Origin of the sequence: Streptomyces sp. NPDC093089, from assembly GCF_044754405.1 — a bacterium.
Taxonomy (GTDB): domain Bacteria; phylum Actinomycetota; class Actinomycetes; order Streptomycetales; family Streptomycetaceae; genus Streptomyces.
Genome location: NZ_JBIVPA010000014.1, coordinates 215,494 through 232,176 on the forward strand (window position 1 = coordinate 215,494; position 16,683 = coordinate 232,176).

Below are 16,683 nucleotides of genomic sequence, written 5' to 3' on the forward strand. Positions count from 1 at the left end.
CAGGCCCGTGCCGCCGGAGGTGCCACCGGCGATCGCGCCGCTCACGAGGCGAGCCTCACGGCGTCCGCGTACGCGACGGTCCGGGCGCCGGCGTGCCCGGCGACGTACCGCTCCGCCGCCGCCCGCGTCACGAAGGCGCGCCACGTGCCGCCGTCCGCGACCCACACCGCCCGGTCCGCGAACCAGAGCGTCCCGGTCACCGCGTCCGGAACGTAGGCGGCCCGCACGTCGGCCCCCCTGACGGCTTTCAGGAGCGCGCCGGGGCTGTCGAACGACCGCGTCGAGTCCTGCCCCCGCAGCCACAGCTCGGGCCGGGCCGCGGCGGCCTCGGGGTAGGCGGCGCCCGGAGCGGCCCGGCGCAGCGGCGCGGTGTCGACGAACGCGTCGACGTCGACGTCCTTCACCAGGCCGGCCTCCTTCAGGACCGGCACGTCCTCCTTGAGCGCGGCGATCAGCTCCGGGCGGAGCTCCGGATCGAAGGTGGCGATGCCCTGGGCGCCGTTGTAGAGGTAGACCACCTCCGCCGGCAGCCCCGTCTCCTTCGCCACCGACTCGGCGGCGGCGACCGGCCGGGCGCGCAGCTCGTCCGTGGCCCGCCGCTGCGCCCGCAGGAACGCGTCGAGCACTCCGGGCCGCTCCTTCGCGAACTCCTCGCGGACGGTGACCCCGTGGAAGGTAGGCAGGTTCAGCTCGGCCCCGTCGTACAGGGCCGTCGCCCGCCCCTGGAAGGCGAGCAGGCCCGGCCAGGCGACGAACTGCGACAGCGCGTCGGCACTGCCCGCGGCGAGCGCCGAAGCGCCCACGCTCGGCTGCTGGTTCAGCTTCGCGACGTCCTTCGCCGGGTCGAGACCGGCCCGGCGCAGGGCCCGGACCAGTGTGCCGTCGGCCGCCGAGCCGACACTGGTGGACACCTTGTGGCCCTTCAGGTCCGCGAGCGTGCGCAGCGGCGAACCGGGCGCGGTGACCACGGTGTTGAGGCCGCCCCGCAGGTTGTAGCCGGTCACCGCGACGAGCCGCGTCGGCTCCTTGAGCTGCTTTCCGCGCGCCGCGTTGATCAGCAGCGGGAAGTCGCCCATCGAGCCGATGTCGATCTTCCCGGCGGTCATCTGCGCGGTGATCGGGGCACCTGTCGCGTAGTCCTGCCACACCACCCGGTAGGTGCGGCCGTCCTTCCTCCTGGCGGCCGCGAGCTCCTGCTCGAAGTAGCCGAGGGAGCGCAGCAGGGTGCCGGCGGTGACGGTGTTGATGGTCTTCGACTGGTAGCCGACGGTCACCGTGACCGTCCCGCCGCCGGACGGTCCGGACGACCCGGCCGCGCCGCCGGAGCCGTCGCCGCAGGCGGTGGCGAGCGGCAGGAGCAGGGCCAGGGGGAGCGCGGGGGCGAGTCTTCGGGACGTCGTTCGGGACTTCATGGGAGGGAGGCCTTTCACCGGAGCAGGTAGGGCATGTTGACGGTCACCGCGCCGGTCGGACAGCGGGCCGCGCAGGGGCCGCAGTACCAGCACTCGTCCACGTGCATGTACGCCTTGCCGTCGTCCTCGCGGATCGCGAGCGAGTCGAGCGGGCACATGTCGACGCACAGCGTGCAGCCGTCGATGCACTTCGACTCGTCGATGGTCACGGGCACGTCGGCGCGCTGGGGGACCAGGGGCATGGCTGTCTCCAGGAAGGGGGTACGGGAAGGGGCGACGGGGTCAGAGGGAGCGGTGCAGCAGGCCGCTCATGGTGATGCGGTCACCGCGGAACCGGATGAACTCCAGGTCCACCGGGCGCCCGTCGGGCAGACGGGTCAGCCGCTCCAGCATCAGGACCGCGGCCCCGCGCGGAGCCTGGAGCACGGCGGCCGAGTGCGCGTCGGCGTTGACGGCCTCGAGGGTGATCTCGGCGTGCCCGAGCGGCCCGCCGGTCAGCTGCTCCAGGAGCCGGAACACGTCCGTGTTCTCCAGGTCGCAGCCGAGGAGTTCACCGCCGACGTCCATCGGCAGGTACGACAGGTCCAGCGACAGCGGCAGCCCGTTCAGCCGCCGCAACCGCTCCACGCACAGCACGTCCGTGTGCTCGGGCAGGCCCAACCGGTGCGCCACCGGCCCGGACGCGGCCACCGGCCCCACCGTCCGGACCTCGTTGGTGACCCGCCCGTGCTCGCGCAGGGTCTCCGCAAGACCCTGGAGCCGGTCCAGGCCGTGCGGGAACTTCTCGCAGACCACCACGGTGCCGACCCCGGTCCGCCGTTCGACCAGCCCCTCGCCGCGCAGCAGGTCCAGCGCCTGCCGCACGGTGTTGCGGCTGGCCCGGTAGTCCGCGGCGATGGCGTCCTCCAGCGGAAGCACCCCGCCCGGGAACCGGCCCGCCAGGATCTGGTGGCGCAGCAGGTCGGCGAGCTGCCGCGCCCGGTCGGCCCGCAGCCGCAGACGGCGGGCTACGGCGACGGGGCGGGCTGCGGAGGCGGATTCGGCGGGCATGGGACGGAACGTAGCGGGCGACGGGACCCGGTGGTGTTGCGGCAGTATTGCGCCACCCGACGCTCCGCCCGTACGCCCCTGACCTGCGACGACTCCCCGCCCAGGACAAGATCCGCCACCACGGCGCCCACCACGTGGACGCCCGGCCGCCCATCATGTGGGAAGCCTCAGCCCGCCCCCGCCCGGACCTGACCCCGCAGCGCGACGGACAGCTGATGGTGCAGGACCCCGAGCACCGGCTCCCCCGGCGCGAACAGACCCGCCGCGAGCTTCCAGTACCGGCCGATCACCGGCCCGTCGTGCACCGCGAGCCACCCGACGAGCCGGCGCCGGAACGCCGCGCCGTCCGGCTCGCCCCGCGCGACCGCGTAGGCCGAGACGAAGCAGTCCAGCGCCCCACCGCCCTCCGCCCCGCGCCCCGCCCCCACCTCCGCCTCCGCCGCGGCCAGCGCGTACGCCTCCGCCAGCCCCTCGTACAGCACGGCCGGCCGGTACTCCCCGTCCGGCAGCGGCGGCGCCGGCCTGAACTCCGCCCCGGCGAGCCGCGGATCCGTCACCAGCTCGTGCAGCCGCGCGAACGCCAGCACCTGCTCCGGGTCCGGCTCCCGCGGAGGCCGCGGCACCACCGCGTCGACGACCAGCGACACCACCCGCCCCGGAAGCCGCACCGGCAGGATCCGGCGCCAGAACCGCGCCATCGCGTCCGTGTCCGGCGGCACGGCCACGGCCCCGATCAGCCGCAACCGCTCGACCCGCTCCGCCGCCGTGCCGTCCCGGACCAGCCGCAGCGACGCCTCGCGCCACCGCAACGCGGCCAACCGGGCCTCCACCCGCCGCAACTCGGCGGCGACGACCTCCTCCAGCGCCTCCGCGCGTACGCCCGCCTCCGCGCGTACGCGGGCCTCCTCACGTACGCCCGCCTCCGCGCGTACGCCCGCCGTCCCGGGGAGCACCCGCTCCACCTCGGAGAGCGACAGGTCGAGTCCGCGCAAGGAGCGGATCAGACGCAACCTCTCCAGCGCCTCCGCCCCGTACCGACGGTGCCCGCCCGAACTCCGCCCCGCCTCCGGCAGCAAGCCCCGCTCGGAGTAGAACCGCACGGTCTTCACGGTGACCCCCGCGCGCCCCGCCAACTCCCCGATGCTCCACAGACCGTCCGGCGACACGACGCGCACCTCCGCAAGGGAATCGGGGCCATCCACCCGTACGTCCGTACCCCCGTACCGGCGAGCCCATTGTGCCGCGCGCCTTGAATCTCCCCCCGGGGGAGTTCCTAGCGTGGCGGGCGGGAGATCGCCGAGGAGCAGCGAGGAGACGACCATGACCGCGTTCGTGCTGGTGTCCGGCCCGTTCACCGGGAGTTGGGTGTGGGAGGAGACCGCCGCCCGGCTCCGGGCGGCGGGAGCGGAGCCGCACCCCGTGACGCTCACGGGGATGGCGGAGCGGAGGGGAGAGGCGGGGCCCGGCACGGGACTGGGGACGCACATCGAGGACCTGGTCCGGCTGATCGACGGCCTCGACGCGCCGGAGGTCGTGCTCGTCGGCCACGGCTACGCCCTCCACCCCGTGTTCGGCGCCGCCGACCTGCGGCCGGACCGGGTGGCCCGGATCGTCGCCGTGGACACGGGACTTCCGGAGGACGGACGGCCGGCCGTGGGCTCCGTACCCGATCCGGAGGTGAGGGAGCGCCTGGGGTACGGGACGGGTGACGGGGCCGACGGTGACCGGGTCGGGCACGGCGGGGGCGGCGGGGACGGGGATCGTGGGTGGTCGGTGCCGCCGCCGAAGCGCGGGAGCTGGCAGCGGTGGGGCAGCACGGACGGGATTCCCGCCGACGCGCTGGCGCGCCTGGAGCGGCTCGCCGTGCCGCAGCCGTCCGCCACCCTCACCCAGCCGCTCCGGCTCACCGCCGCGGTCGCCGCGCTGCCGGTCACCGGCGTGCTGTGCACCGCGAACGGGTCGAGCATCGCCGTGGTGGAGATGCTGGTCGAATGGGGGCCTCCGCAGTTCCGGTTCCTCGCCGACGACCGGGTCCGGTTCCTCGAACTCGCCACCGGCCACTGGCCGATGCTCTCCACGCCGGGCCAACTGGCCGACGCCCTGATCCGCGCGGCGGCGGGCGAGGGACACCGGGTGACCCCGCCCCAGGGGACGCACGAGCAGCCGTCGCACCTGCTCCCCTTCCTCCTGGACCTCCCCGAGGGACCGCGCGAGCGGCGGGGCCGGATCGACCTCCACTTCCCGGCCGACGCGGGATACGACCCGGCCGACGGCGGGCACGTCTCGACCGGCACCGGACACGCCCCCGCCGACGGGGGATACGTCCTGACCGGCACCGGACACGCCCCAGCCGGCACCGCGCAAGCCCCCGCCGACCACGCGCGCCTCCCGGCCGGGGCCGGTCGCCGCCTCCTGCCGGCCGTGGTCTTCGTCCACGGCGGACCCGTCGCGCCCGATCAGCGGCCGACCCCGCGCGACACCCCGTTCTTCCTGGGGTACGGCCGCTACGCGGCGAGCCGGGGTGTGGTCGGGGTGACGTTGGACCACCGGCTGCACGGCGTCGGCGACTATCGGATCGCGGCCGAGGACCTGGCGGAGGCCGTCGAGGGGGTCCGGGCGGATCCGCGGGTCGACGGGGAGCGGATCGCGCTCTGGTTCTTCTCCACCGGCGGTCTGCTGGCGGCGGACTGGCTGGCCGCGCCGCCGCCGTGGCTGCGGTGCGTGGCGATGAGCTACCCGGCCCTCGCGCCGCTGCCCGGCTGGGAGACGGTGGAGCCCCGTTTCCGCCCCGTCGAGGCGGTGGGTGCGGCGGGCGGGCCGCCGGTGGTGCTGACGAGGGCCGGGCGTGAGCACCCGGCCTTCGCGACGACCGTCCGGGAGTTCCTGGAGGCCGCCGGGAGGAGCGGGGCGGGCGTGGAGGTCGTCGACGTGCCGGACGGACGGCACGGCTTCGAACTCGTCGACCCCTCCGACGAGTCCCGGGCGGCCGTGGCGCGTGCTATGGGCGCCGTCCTCGACCGCTTGGGGGCGGGGCCGGGGACGGGTACGCCTGCCGGGGCCGGGATCGTGAGGGGGGACGACGGCGTCGACGTCGACCGGGGTGCTCAGCCCGACGGGTGAGTCTCCGTGCCGACCGGGGTGCTCAGCCCGACGGGTGAGCCTCCGACACGGCCTGGCCGGGGCGCCGGCCCCGGCGGGGCACGGAGTCCAGGAGGAGCCGGGTGTACGGGTGCTCGGGTGAGCCGAGGACGCGGTCGGCGGGGCCGGACTCGACGACGGCGCCCGACTTGAGGACGAGGACCTCGTCGGCGATGTGGCGCACCACCGCGAGGTCGTGGGTGACGAAGAGGTAGCCGACGCCGGATTCCTCGCGTATGGAGCGGAGGAGTTCGATGATCTGCGCCTGGATGGAGACGTCGAGCGCGGCGACGGCCTCGTCCAGGACGAGGACCCTCGGTCGCACGGCGAGGGCGCGGGCGATGGCGACGCGCTGCCGCTGGCCGCCGGAGAGGCCGCGGGGGAGGGCTCCGGCTTCGCGGGCGCCCAGGCCGACCTGGTCGAGGAGCTCGGTGACGCGGGCGCGCCGGGCGGCCGCGTCGAGCGGGGTGTGGAGGCGCAGGACCTCGTCGAGGCAGCCCTCGACGGTGATGCGGGGGTCGAGGGAGAGGTACGGGTCCTGGAAGACCATCTGGATCTCGCGGGCGCGGGCGAGGCGTTCGGTCCGGCCGCGGGGCAGGGCGGAACGGTCCCGGCCGCCGAGCCGGACCGTACCGCCGTCGGGTCGTTCGAGGCCCACCAGCATCCGGACGGTCGTCGTCTTGCCGCTGCCGGACTCCCCGACGACGGCGAGCGAGGAGCCGGGTGCCAGGGTGAACGAGACGTCGTCCACGGCGGTGTGGTCGCCGTACCGCTTGCGGAGGCCTTCGACGACCAGGCCCTCCTCGGTCGTGACGGTCACAGCGTGATCCCTTCGTCGGCGCGGTGGCAGGCGGCGGACCCGACGGCGTCCGCCGCGAGTCGGGGGGTCTCCTCGTGGCAGTGCGGCACGGCGTGGGCGCAGCGGGCGGCGAAGGCGCAGCCGGGGGGCGCCTCGGCGAGGGAGACGGGGCGGCCCGGGATGGGCCGGGGAGCCGGCGCGCCGGGCGCGATGCTCGGGGTGCAGGCCAGGAGGCCCGCCGTGTACGGGTGGCGCGGGCGGTCGAACAGTTCGTCGGTGGACCGGGTCTCGACGATCCGGCCGGCGTACATGACGTACACGCGGTCGCAGACCGACGCGGCCAGTTCGAGGTCGTGGGTGACGAAGAGCATGCCGGTGCCGCGTTCGGCCCGCAGCCGGGCGAGGATCGAGATGATCTCGGCCTGGGTGGTGACGTCGAGCGCCGTGGTCGGTTCGTCGGCGACGAGCAGGTCGGGTTCGCTCGCGAGGGCCGCGGCGATGACGACCCGCTGGAGCATGCCGCCGGAGAACTGGTGCGGATGGCGGCGCAGGGCGCCGCGCGGGTCGCGGATGCCGACCGCGGCGAGGAGTTCCTCGGCGCGGGCGGTGGCCTTGGCGGCCGGTGTCCCGGCGGCCCGCAGGCCCTCGGTGAGGAAGTCGCCGACGCGGCGCAGCGGGTTGACGGAGGCGCGCGGGTCCTGGAAGACCATCGACACCCGCCGGGCCCGCAGCGTGGTGAGGTCGGCGCGGTTCATGGTGAGGACGTCCCGACCGGAGACCATGACCCGGCCGGTGGTCCGGGCGCCGGCGGGCAGCAGTCCGAGGACGCTGCGGCAGGCCACGGACTTGCCCGAGCCGGACTCGCCGACGAGGCCGACGGTCTCCCCGGGCCGTACCGTGAGGCTCACCCCGTCGAGGATCGGCCGGGCGGCCCGGTCGCCGGCGAGGCGGACGTCGAGCCCGTCGATCTCCAGGACCGGCGCCCCACCCGTCTGTGTGCGCATGCCGTTCACCGTTCCCGCTTCGCGATCCGGTCGGCGAGCCCCTCGCCGACGATGCCGAACGCCACCACGGCGAGCACGATGCACGCGGAGGGCGCGAGGGCGGGCAGCATGGCCCCCTGGAGGACGGCCGCCTGTCCCTCGTTGATCATGGCGCCCCAGTCGGCGGCCGGCGGCTGCACGCCGAAGCCGAGGAAGGACAGCGCCGCCAGGTCCATCAGCGCGTACCCGAAGTTCATCGCCGACTGGGCGAAGACGGTCGGCGCGATGTTGGGCAGCAGGTGGCGCACGCAGACGGTCCAGCCGGACCAGCCCTGCACCCGGTAGGCCTCGATGTACGGCCGGGCCTTCTCCTGGCGCGCGATGCCGCGCACGAGGCGGCCCACGTACGGGGTGTAGGCGACGGACATGGCGATCACGGGGGCGGTCAGGCCGGAGCCGACGACCGACACGAGCAGGATCGCGAGCATCAGGCCGGGGATCGCGAAGACGAGGTCCATGGACCGGGACAGGACGGTGTCCGCCCAGCCGCCCCGCCAGGCCGCCACCACTCCGAGGAGGGTGCCGAGCAGGGTCGACACGCCGACGACGAGCAGCGGGCCGAGGAGCCCGGTGCGGGCGCCGTGGAGCAGCCGGGACAGGATGTCGCGCCCCGACTGGTCGGTGCCGAGCAGGTGGTCGCCGGTGGTGCCGGCCAGACTCGCGGACAGGTCGAGCGCCTCCGGGTCGTACGGGGCGATGACGGGCGCGAGGAGGGCGACCAGGACGAGCGCGGCGAGCACCGCGACCGAGACCGCGAAGAGCGGTCCCTGGCCGAACAGGCGCAGGGCGCGGAGCCCCGGCCTGCGGTACGGCACCGTGGAGGTGGTGGTGGTCATGAGGAGCCTTCCCCGAGGGAGAGACGGGGGTCGATGAGCGGGACGAGCAGGTCGACCACGAGGTTGACGAGGACGAAGGCCGCCACGCTCAGGAGCGTGATCGCCTGGACGACGGCGAAGTCCTTCGCCGTGACCGACTGCACGAGCAGCGAGCCGAGTCCGGGGACGTCGAACGCGGTCTCGACGATCGAGGTGCTGATCAGGAGGCCGGCGAGCATGGTGCCGCCGACGGTGACGACGGGGCCGAGCGCGTTGCGCAGCACGTGCCGGCGGACCACGGCCGGGCCCGCGACGCCCCGGGCCCGCGCCACCTCGACGTGGTCGCGGTCGAGTTCGTCGAGCATCGCGGAGCGGGTGACCCGGGCGAGGAGTCCCGCGAAGGACAGCGCCAGGGCGAAGGCCGGCAGGGTCAGCTGGTAGAGCCGGTCGGAGAGGCCGGTCGCCGTGCCGCCGCCGGGCCCGGGGAACCAGCCGAGCTGGACGGAGAACAGCGACACGAGCGCGATGGCCGTGACGAACGAGGGCGTGGCGGTGGCGACACCGGTGCCGATGAGCACCACCCGGTCCGGGAGCCCGGGGCGCAGCGCGGCGAGGACGCCGGCCGTCACCCCGAGCACGACGACCAGGACGGCGGCGTAGCCGACGAGCAGCGCGGTGCCCGTCAGCCGGGAGCCGATGAGCGCGGACACGTCCTGGTGGTACTGCGCCGAGCGGCCGAAGTCGCCGCTCAGGACGCCGCCGAGCCACTTCAGGTACTGCGTGGCCAGCGGATCGTCGAGGTGGTGCTCCGCGCGCAGGGCCGCGACGGCCTCGGGGGTCGCGGGGCGGCCGTGCAGGAGGAACGACACCGGGTCGCCGGGGGCCAGGTGGACGGAGCCGAAGACCACGAGCGAGGTCACGAACAGCACCGCCACCAGGCCGAGGAGTCGTCCGACGAGGTAGCGCGTCATCGCTTCGCGGCCCCGATCGTCGCGGCCCACGGGTAGTACAGCTGGACGACGCCGGTCGGAGCGCCGGTGATCCGCTTGCCGAGGAAGACCGAGAAGGGGGCCTCGTACACGGGGATGACGGGCAGCTCGTCGAGCGCGATCTTCTGCAGCTTCGCGGTCAGCTCGGCGCGCTTGCCGGCGTCGGGCTCGGAGTTGGCCCGGTCGAAGGCCACGTCGAACTCCGCGTTGGTCCAGTTGCCGTAGTTCCCGAAGTCGCCGGTGCGCAGGTACTGGTAGAACTCCAGCGGGTCGGGCGTGTTGTCGTAGCCGCTGGTGATGACCAGGTCGAGGCCGGCGCGCGCGTTCGGGTCGACGAAGATGCTGCTGTACGCGTCCGGGGAGACGGGCTTCAGCTGGACGTCGAGGCCGATCTGGCGGCCGGCGGCCTGGACGGCGTTGGCGACGACGCTGATCTCGGGTGCGAGCGTGCTGGTGGCGAGGGTGACGGTCCGGCCGGTCGCGCCGGCCTCCTGGACGAGCTTCTTCGCGGCCTCCACGTCGTACGCGGGCTCGGGCAGCGTGTCGAAGAGCGCGGCGGTCTTCTCCGGGGCCAGTGCCCAGGCGCCGCGTGCGGCGGGGGCCTTCGCGGGGACGCCGACGCCGCCGGCCGCGGCCTTGATGATGTTCTTCCGGTCGAGGGCCATCGACAGGGCCTTGCGGACCTTCAGGTCGCCGAGCGCGCCGTGGAAGTCGAGGACCGCGAGGTTCGACCCGGCGGTGTTGGGGCCGAAGAGCAGCGAGCCCTTGCCGCTGGAGCGCAGCTGGGCGAAGGACGACGAGGGGACCATGTAGCCGCCGTCGGCGCTGCCGGAGAGGAAGGCGTTGGAGCGGGCCGCCACGTCCTCGACGAAGGTGAACTTCACCTTCTCGGACTTGGCCGTGAGCTTCGGGTCCCAGTAGGCGGCGTTCTTCTTGAGCGTGATGCTGTCGCCCTGGGCCCAGGTGTCGAGGGCGAAGGGGCCGGTGCAGTTCAGCTTGCCCTTGGGGGTGCCGTAGTCCTTGCCGGCCTCGGCGAGCGAGGCGGCGCTCACGACGGTGCCGGGGGAGGCGGCCAGCAGCTCGTGGAAGAGGACGTCGGCCTTGCCGAGGCGGATCGTCACCTCCAGGGGGCCGGTCTTCTCGATCGCGTCGACGTTCTTGAAGGAGGACCCCCAGGGCGACCCGGTCTCGGGGACCATCTGGCGCTTCAGGGAGGCGACCACGTCGTCGGCGGTCATGGTGGTGCCGTCGTGGAACTTCACCCCGGGGCGCAGGGTGTACACGAGGGTGCGGGGGTCGGGCTGCGCCCACTTCACGGCGAGGCCGGGCTCGATCTTCAGGTCGGGCGTGACCCGCAGCAGCTGTTCGCAGACGTTGGCGAGCACCGTGTTCGGCGGGTAGTCGTACGCGAGGGCGTAGTCGAGCGTGTACGGCTCGGCGTACAGGGACCAGGTGAAGGAGTCCAGCGGGCCCTGGGCGGGCGGCGACAGCGGGGTCACCTTGAAGTCCGCGCCGGCGGCGGAGACGGGCGGCTTGGTGGCGCCGGAGCAGGCGGCGGTGGTGGCCGCGAGCGCGGCGGTACAGGCGAGAAGCGCGATGGCTCTGGGCGTGCGCATGGAGACCCACCCCTTTACGGGTGTAGTGACGGGCTCGGGGGGATGGAGCGAGTATTGGTGCGGGAACGTTCCCGCACAAGACCTTGAGGTGACTTTGCGGGAACGGTTTTGCAGAGGTCACGAGGGTGGCACCATCACCCCATGACCGAAGCTTCACGGCACGGCGGGCAGCACTCGCCGCCCGTCCCGCGCGTCCGCCTCGTCGACGTGGCGCGCGAGGCGGGCCTGTCCAAGACGACCGTCTCGGCGGCGCTCAACGGCACCGGCAGACTCTCACCCGAGGTACGGGAGAAGGCCCGCGAGACCGCGCGCAGAATGGGCTACCGGCCCAACGCCACCGCGCGCCACCTGCGCGCGGGACGGGCCCGGCTGATCGGATACGTGGTGGGCGGCCTCCCCGACGCGCTCTGGACCTATCTGGAGTCGCCCTACTTCGCCCGGCTCACCGGCGCCACCGCGGCGACCTCGCTGCTCCGCGGCTACGCCGTGGTGCTGCTGCCGGCCGGCACCCTGCAGAGCGAGTGGGCCGACCTGCCGCTCGACGCGGTCGTCGTCGCGGACCCGGTGGCGGGGGACCCCGTCATCGAGGACCTCCTCGCCGCCGGGATCCCCGTCTTCAGCGACCGCTCCGTGGAGGGGCGGCACGGCGCCTCCTGGGTGGACGTCGACGCCGAGGGGGCCGTCCGCGAAGCCCTGGACCACCTGCGCGAACAGGGGGCCCGGCGGCCCGTGCTCGTGGTGCCGGACATCGCCACCCGCTTCCACGTCGGGGTCGAGACCGCGCACCGGGCCTGGTGCGCCGCCCACGCCCTGCCGGAGCTGACCGTGCGCGTCGCGGAGACCGGGAACGGGCCGGTCGTCGAGGCCGTCGAGACCGCCCTCGGCACATCCGAGGGGGCCGAACGGCCCGACGCCCTGCTCGTCGTCGCGGAGGCGAGTCCGCCCCTGGTCCTGGCAGCGGCGCGCCGCCACGGCTACGCGGTCCCGGACGACCTGCTGGTCGTCCTGGTCAGCGAGGACGCCACGGCCCCGTACACCGACCCGCCGGTGACCACCCTCAGCCTGCGGCCGGAGGCGGTCGCCGAGGCCGGCGTCGAGCACCTCGTCGCGGTCCTCGAACACGGCCGCAGGGAACCCGCCGGGACGCTCGTGGCGACGCGTCTCGACGTCCGGGCCTCCTCCGTCCGCCCCGGCCGGAGCGAGTAGCGGCACGTCAGCGCGCGTACACGAGCTCGCCGCCCACGTACGTGCGCTCCACCCGCGCCTCGGCGATCTCCTCCGGCGGGCCGGTCAGGATGTCGCGGTCCAGGACCACCAGGTCGGCGAGGTGCCCGGCGCGCAGGCTGCCCGTGTCGTCGAGGCGGTTCACGTGCGCGGTGCCGGCGGTGTAGGCGGCGAGCGCGGTGGTGAGGTCGAGGCGCTGCTCCGCGTAGAAGACCCGGTCGTCGGTGGCCTCCGGGTCCCGGCGGTTGACGGCGACGTGGATGCCCTCGATCGGGTTCGGGCTGCTGACCGGCCAGTCGCTGCCGGCCGCGAGGGTGGCACCGGCCCGCACCAGGTCGCCGAACGGGTACTGCCAGGCGGCGCGCTCGGGACCCAGGAACGGGATGGTCAGCTCGTCCATCTGCGGCTCGTGGGCGGCCCACAGCGGCTGGATGTTGGCGATGGCGCCGAGCCTGGCGAAGCGGGGCAGGTCCTCCGGGTGGACGACCTGGAGGTGGGCGAGGTGGTGGCGGTTGCCGCGGTGGCCGTTGGCGGCGACCGCGGCCTCCAGGGCGTTCAGGGCCTCCCGGACGCCGCGGTCGCCCAGGGCGTGGAAGTGGACCTGGAAGTCGAGGGCGTCGAGCTCGGTCACGTACCCGCGCAGCGCCTCGGGGTCCACGAAGCTCAGGCCGCTGTTGCCGGTGGCGCAGCCGCAGCCGTCCAGGTACGGGGAGATCATGGCGGCGGTGAAGTTCTCCGCGATGCCGTCCTGCATGATCTTGACCGAGCCGGCGCGGAACCGGCCCGCGCTCAACTTCTCGCGACGGGCGACCAGTTCGGGGATCTGCTCGGCGCCGCGCTCCCGGTCCCACCAGAGCGCGCCGGTCACCCGGGCGGTCAGCGAACCGTCCTGGGCGGCGGTCATGTACGCGTCCGACGGATCGGTCATGCCGCTGAACGAACCGAGCAGCGCGTCCTGCCAGGCGGTGATGCCGAGCGAGTGCAGCAGCTCCTGGGCCCGCAGCAGACCGGCCAGCCGGTCCTCGTGCGTGGCCGGCGGCACGAACCGGCCCACCAGGCCGATCGCGCCCTCCTGGAGCGTGCCGCCGGGGGTGCCGTCCGCCTCCCGCTCGATCCGGCCGTCGGCCGGGTCGGGGGTGTCGGCGGTGAGGCCCGCGAGCTCCAGCGCCCGGGAGTTGGCCCAGGCGCCGTGGTGGTCCCGGTTGGACAGCAGGACCGGCCGGTCGGGGACGACGGAGTCGAGCAGCTGCCGGGTGGGCAGTCCGCCGTCGAAGCTCTCCATCGACCAGCCGCCGCCGGTGATCCAGTCCTGCTCCGGGTGGGCGTCGGCGTACTCGCGGATCCGCTCCAGGTACTCGGCGACGCCGACCGTGCCGGTCAGGTCGCACTCGGCCAGCTCCTTGCCGCCGCCGACGGCGTGGATGTGGGCGTCCTGGAAGCCGGGCAGCAGCAGCTTGCCCGTCAGGTCGACGACCTCCGTGCCCGGCCCGATGAGGTCCCGTACCTCGTCGTGGCCGACGGCCGTGATCCGGTCGCCGACGACGGCGAGCGAGGTGGCCCGGGTGCGGGCCGGGTCCGCCGTGAAGACGGGGCCGCGGGTGAAGACCAGATCGGCCGTGCTCATGTGCGCTCCAGAACATGGGGTGACGTGTGGTGGGGGCCATGGAAGCGGGCGGCCGTCCACACGTCAATGGCGTTGACATAAGCGTCCGCGCGACCGAACGGCCGCTCCCCGCAAGGTGATCGACCGAGGCCGTTTACACGTCAACCACGTTGACGTAAGGTTTCGGCCATGTCCGAACGCGTCGTGCCCGAAGGAAGCAGGCAGCGCCGCCGCCCCACCAAGCAGGGCGCCGTCCTCTCGGAACGGCTCATCGTCGACACCGCCCTGCGCCTGATCGCGCAGCACGGCGCGGAAGCCCTCTCGGTACGGAGGCTGGGCGCCGCGCTCGGCGCCGACCCGACCGCCCTCTACCGCTACTTCCGCAACACCGACGCCCTGCTCCTCGCCGTCGCCGACGAGATGATCGGCCGCGCGCAGGAGGGCTGGACGGCGACCGGCGACTGGCGGACCGACCTTCGCGCGATGGGCGTGCGGATCAACTCATGCTACCGGAACAACCCGCAGGCCGCCGTCCTCGCGGCCCACCGCACCACCGGCCGCCCCCACGAGACCCGGGCCGTCGAACGGATCCTCGGCATCCTCAGGACCGCCGGCTTCCCCGACGACCTCGCCGTCCGCATCTACCACGCCTTCGTCGACCAGGCCCTCGCCTTCGCCGCCCAGGACGCCGCCGCGGCCGCGCTGCCGTCCGCCGCCCGGGAGAAGGACGAGGAGGTCTGGCACGAGGTGTACGGCAGGCTGTCGCCCGACACCCACCCCCACATCGCCGCGACCTTCCCCCTGCTCGCCGCCGACATGAGCGGCAGCGGCTACCCCTTCGCCCTGGAGCTGATGCTCGCCGCGGTGGAGGCCCTGCGGCCGACCGGCGCCGACGGCTGAACGAAGAGAGAGGCGTCCCCTCCGCGGGCGGGAGGCCGTCCCTCGGGCCCGGCCTCCCGCCCGCACCCGCACCCGCACCGCGCACGACCTCAGCCGGTCGCCACCCGCGAGAAGCGCCCCACGGCGGTGAGGTCGGCGCTGATCAGGCCGGCCGTCTCCCGCAGCGGCGGCAGCAGAGCGGCCATGCTCTCCCGCGGCGTGGCCCGGCTCGCGTGCAGGGCCACGTTGACCGCCGCGACCGCCCGGCCCCGTCCGTCCGTGACGGCCACCGCGAGCGAGCGCAGGCCCTCCTCCAGCTCCTGCTCGACCCATCCGTAGCCGCGCGCGGCCGTCGCCGCCACCACCTCGTCCAGCCCCTCGTGCGTCGTCACCGTGCGCGGGGTCAGCGCCTCCGGCGTGATGCGCCCGAGGCGCTCGGCACGCTCGTCCTCGGTCAGGTCCCCCAGGAGTACGCGGCCCATCGAGGTCGCGTACGCCGGGAGCCGGGTGCCCACCGTGATGTCGATGTGCATGATGCGCGTGCCGGCGACTCGCGCCACGTACCGGATGTCGTCACCGTCGAGCACGGCCACCGACGCCGACTCGTGCACCCGCAGCACCAGGGCGACCAGATGCGGGGTCGCGATCTCCGGCAGGCTCAGGCCCGACAGGCGGGCGTGACCCAGTTCGAGCACCCGGGGCAGGACCACGAACCCGCCCGGCTCCTCCCGGACGTATCCCAGATGGCGCAGGGTGATCAGCGACCGGCGCGCCGTCGCCCGGGGAAGCCCGGTCAGCCGGGCGAGCTCGGCGAGCCGCACGGGACCCCTGACGCCGCCGAAGGCGCGCAGGACGTCGAGACCGCGGGCGAGGGACTGCAGGAAGCCCGAGCCGAGTTCCTCCTTGAGCTCCGCCCTTCCCGGCGCGGGCGCGACCGAGGGTGGTGACCCGGGCGGGGTTTCCGGTGCGGTGGCCCCGGGTGGTGACCCGGGCGGGGCCACCGCTGCCGTGACCTCGGGGGCGGCCCCCTGCGCGGCCGGGGGCATGAGCCCTGAGGCGGCCGGGGGCATTGGCATCGGGGCGGCCGGTGGCACGGGCCCCGGGGCGACTCCCGGCGCCGCGACCCCTGGGGGCGCACCCGCCGCCGCGCCCGCCACGGCTTCCCGCGCCGCGAGGGCCGCCTCCATCGCCGCGACGGCGCTGCGCAGCGACGGCAGGGCCCGCTCCGTCAGTGACCGGGCGGTGTGCCGGCTGGTGTGGCTCACGACGGCGACCGCGCAGACCACCGCGCCGTCCGGTGCCCGTACGGGCAGGGCGACGGAGAGCAGGCCCGGCTCGATGAGCTGGTCGTCGACGGCGACGCCGCTCTCGCGGGCCTCCCGCACCCGGTCGAGGAACTCGGCCTCCACCTCGTCCGGCGGGGCCGCCGGGCGGGGCGGTACGGACGGGAAGGCGGTGTCCAGCGGGTCCTCGGCGCGTCGCGCCCGCCACCGCTCGCGGTCGCCCGCGTCCCAGTGGGCGGCGAACAGGGCGCCGGGCGCGCACCGCTCGGCCGGCAGCAGACCGCCGGGCCGGAAGGAGATCGCCATGGCGCGGTGGCGGGTCGCCTGGGTGAGGAAGCGGACGCCGTCGCGGTCCGGAACGGCCAGGGACACCGACTCGTCGAGCGCGTCGGCGAGGGCGGCGGCGTGCGGCCCGAGGAGTTCGGGGAGCCCGGAGGAGGCGAGGTAGGCGTTGCCGAGTTCGGCGGCCCGCGGGGCGAGGAGCAGGTCGCGGCCCTCGGTCCGCAGGAGGCCGAGGCGGACGAGTGTCGTGGCGACCCGGTCGACGGTCGACCGGGCCAGGCCGGTCGACCGGGCCAGGTCGCCGGGACGGTGGCGCACGTCGGACCCGGCGGCCATCACGCGCAGCACGGCGAGCCCCCGCTCCAACGGCCCGACCGACTCGGCGGGTGCGCCCTCGGCCTCGGTGGGCTGCGGCATCGTCCGGACTCCTCGGGGGCGGGGGCGAGCGGGGCGCCTGGACGGCGCGGGCCCACCGTACCCGCCACCCGCGGCGAGACCCCTGACGCGTACGGGCCGCCGGCACCCGTCACCGCCCGGCGCGCGTGCGGGA

14 protein-coding genes are annotated in these 16,683 nt (G+C 74.8%); 3 read left to right on the forward strand and 11 right to left on the reverse strand.

Annotated elements, in window-relative coordinates; translation table 11 throughout:
* Nucleotides 1-41: 41 nt before the first annotated feature.
* The 4 genes from ACIQFX_RS30265 to ACIQFX_RS30280 all read right to left on the reverse strand — a co-directional run bounded on the left by ACIQFX_RS30265 (nt 42) and on the right by ACIQFX_RS30280 (nt 3,628).
* The gene (locus ACIQFX_RS30265; RefSeq protein ID WP_402469840.1) at nt 42-1,412 is read right to left on the reverse strand and encodes an ABC transporter substrate-binding protein; all 1,371 of its coding nucleotides are present in this window, start codon (nt 1,410-1,412) and stop codon (nt 42-44) included.
* Nucleotides 1,413-1,426: 14 nt separating this feature from the next.
* Entirely contained in the window at nt 1,427-1,654 is a 228-nt protein-coding gene (locus ACIQFX_RS30270) for a ferredoxin family protein (RefSeq protein WP_017236562.1), read from the reverse strand.
* A 40-nt stretch (nt 1,655-1,694) separates the two neighbouring features.
* Nucleotides 1,695-2,462, reverse strand: a complete 768-nt coding sequence (locus ACIQFX_RS30275; protein WP_402469843.1) for a GntR family transcriptional regulator — start codon at nt 2,460-2,462, stop codon at nt 1,695-1,697.
* Between the two features lie 167 nt (nt 2,463-2,629).
* Nucleotides 2,630-3,628 (reverse strand): MerR family transcriptional regulator, encoded by a 999-nt coding sequence (locus tag ACIQFX_RS30280; RefSeq protein WP_402469845.1) that lies wholly within the window; start codon nt 3,626-3,628, stop codon nt 2,630-2,632.
* A 154-nt stretch (nt 3,629-3,782) separates the two neighbouring features.
* Between ACIQFX_RS30280 and ACIQFX_RS30285 the strand changes: the two genes are divergently transcribed.
* On the forward strand, nt 3,783-5,582 hold the full coding sequence (locus tag ACIQFX_RS30285; RefSeq protein ID WP_402469848.1) for an alpha/beta hydrolase: 1,800 nt from the start codon (nt 3,783-3,785) through the stop codon (nt 5,580-5,582).
* Nucleotides 5,583-5,604: 22 nt separating this feature from the next.
* Here ACIQFX_RS30285 and ACIQFX_RS30290 read toward each other — a convergent pair whose 3' ends face one another.
* From ACIQFX_RS30290 to ACIQFX_RS30310, 5 genes are read right to left on the reverse strand one after another with little or no spacing between them, the layout of a single operon-like run.
* A complete protein-coding gene (locus ACIQFX_RS30290) occupies nt 5,605-6,420 on the reverse strand; it encodes an ABC transporter ATP-binding protein (protein ID WP_402469851.1) in 816 nt (271 codons plus the stop codon).
* The gene (locus tag ACIQFX_RS30295) at nt 6,417-7,403 is read right to left on the reverse strand and encodes an ABC transporter ATP-binding protein (RefSeq protein WP_402469854.1); all 987 of its coding nucleotides are present in this window, start codon (nt 7,401-7,403) and stop codon (nt 6,417-6,419) included. The genes ACIQFX_RS30290 and ACIQFX_RS30295 overlap by 4 nt, the downstream gene beginning before the upstream one ends.
* Before the next feature lie 5 nt (nt 7,404-7,408).
* Entirely contained in the window at nt 7,409-8,278 is an 870-nt protein-coding gene (locus tag ACIQFX_RS30300; protein ID WP_402469857.1) for an ABC transporter permease, read from the reverse strand.
* Nucleotides 8,275-9,228, reverse strand: a complete 954-nt coding sequence (locus ACIQFX_RS30305) for an ABC transporter permease (protein ID WP_402469861.1) — start codon at nt 9,226-9,228, stop codon at nt 8,275-8,277. Before ACIQFX_RS30305 ends, ACIQFX_RS30300 begins: the two co-directional genes overlap by 4 nt.
* Nucleotides 9,225-10,862 (reverse strand): ABC transporter substrate-binding protein, encoded by a 1,638-nt coding sequence (locus ACIQFX_RS30310; RefSeq protein WP_402469864.1) that lies wholly within the window; start codon nt 10,860-10,862, stop codon nt 9,225-9,227. The genes ACIQFX_RS30305 and ACIQFX_RS30310 overlap by 4 nt, the downstream gene beginning before the upstream one ends.
* 141 nt (nt 10,863-11,003) lie before the next feature.
* On the opposite strand from ACIQFX_RS30310, the gene ACIQFX_RS30315 reads away from it, so the two are divergent.
* The gene (locus ACIQFX_RS30315) at nt 11,004-12,068 is read left to right on the forward strand and encodes a LacI family DNA-binding transcriptional regulator (protein ID WP_402469867.1); all 1,065 of its coding nucleotides are present in this window, start codon (nt 11,004-11,006) and stop codon (nt 12,066-12,068) included.
* A 7-nt stretch (nt 12,069-12,075) separates the two neighbouring features.
* On the opposite strand, the gene ACIQFX_RS30320 is transcribed toward ACIQFX_RS30315, so the two are convergent.
* Nucleotides 12,076-13,710, reverse strand: coding sequence for an amidohydrolase (locus ACIQFX_RS30320; RefSeq protein ID WP_402469869.1), 1,635 nt, complete (start codon nt 13,708-13,710; stop codon nt 12,076-12,078).
* A 168-nt stretch (nt 13,711-13,878) separates the two neighbouring features.
* Here ACIQFX_RS30320 and ACIQFX_RS30325 point away from each other — a divergent pair, with 168 nt between their 5' ends.
* Complete coding sequence (locus ACIQFX_RS30325; RefSeq protein ID WP_402469872.1) at nt 13,879-14,589, forward strand: TetR/AcrR family transcriptional regulator; 711 nt, start codon at nt 13,879-13,881, stop codon at nt 14,587-14,589.
* 89 nt (nt 14,590-14,678) lie between these two features.
* On the opposite strand, the gene ACIQFX_RS30330 is transcribed toward ACIQFX_RS30325, so the two are convergent.
* Nucleotides 14,679-16,550: an IclR family transcriptional regulator C-terminal domain-containing protein gene (locus ACIQFX_RS30330; protein WP_402469875.1), complete on the reverse strand. Its 1,872-nt coding sequence runs from the start codon at nt 16,548-16,550 to the stop codon at nt 14,679-14,681.
* Between the last annotated feature and the right edge of the window lie 133 nt (nt 16,551-16,683).

What these genes read in the sequence shown, in the direction of transcription:
- ACIQFX_RS30265 (WP_402469840.1), bottom strand. Translation starts at nt 1,412, where the DNA reads ATGAAGTCCCGAACGACGTCCCGAAGACTCGCCCCCGCGCTCCCCCTG.
- ACIQFX_RS30270 (WP_017236562.1), bottom strand. Translation starts at nt 1,654, where the DNA reads ATGCCCCTGGTCCCCCAGCGCGCCGACGTGCCCGTGACCATCGACGAG.
- ACIQFX_RS30305 (WP_402469861.1), bottom strand. Translation starts at nt 9,228, where the DNA reads ATGACGCGCTACCTCGTCGGACGACTCCTCGGCCTGGTGGCGGTGCTG.
- ACIQFX_RS30275 (WP_402469843.1), bottom strand. Translation starts at nt 2,462, where the DNA reads ATGCCCGCCGAATCCGCCTCCGCAGCCCGCCCCGTCGCCGTAGCCCGC.
- ACIQFX_RS30315 (WP_402469867.1), top strand. Translation starts at nt 11,004, where the DNA reads ATGACCGAAGCTTCACGGCACGGCGGGCAGCACTCGCCGCCCGTCCCG.
- ACIQFX_RS30310 (WP_402469864.1), bottom strand. Translation starts at nt 10,862, where the DNA reads ATGCGCACGCCCAGAGCCATCGCGCTTCTCGCCTGTACCGCCGCGCTC.
- ACIQFX_RS30320 (WP_402469869.1), bottom strand. Translation starts at nt 13,710, where the DNA reads ATGAGCACGGCCGATCTGGTCTTCACCCGCGGCCCCGTCTTCACGGCG.
- ACIQFX_RS30300 (WP_402469857.1), bottom strand. Translation starts at nt 8,278, where the DNA reads ATGACCACCACCACCTCCACGGTGCCGTACCGCAGGCCGGGGCTCCGC.
- ACIQFX_RS30330 (WP_402469875.1), bottom strand. Translation starts at nt 16,550, where the DNA reads ATGCCGCAGCCCACCGAGGCCGAGGGCGCACCCGCCGAGTCGGTCGGG.
- ACIQFX_RS30295 (WP_402469854.1), bottom strand. Translation starts at nt 7,403, where the DNA reads ATGCGCACACAGACGGGTGGGGCGCCGGTCCTGGAGATCGACGGGCTC.
- ACIQFX_RS30285 (WP_402469848.1), top strand. Translation starts at nt 3,783, where the DNA reads ATGACCGCGTTCGTGCTGGTGTCCGGCCCGTTCACCGGGAGTTGGGTG.
- ACIQFX_RS30325 (WP_402469872.1), top strand. Translation starts at nt 13,879, where the DNA reads ATGTCCGAACGCGTCGTGCCCGAAGGAAGCAGGCAGCGCCGCCGCCCC.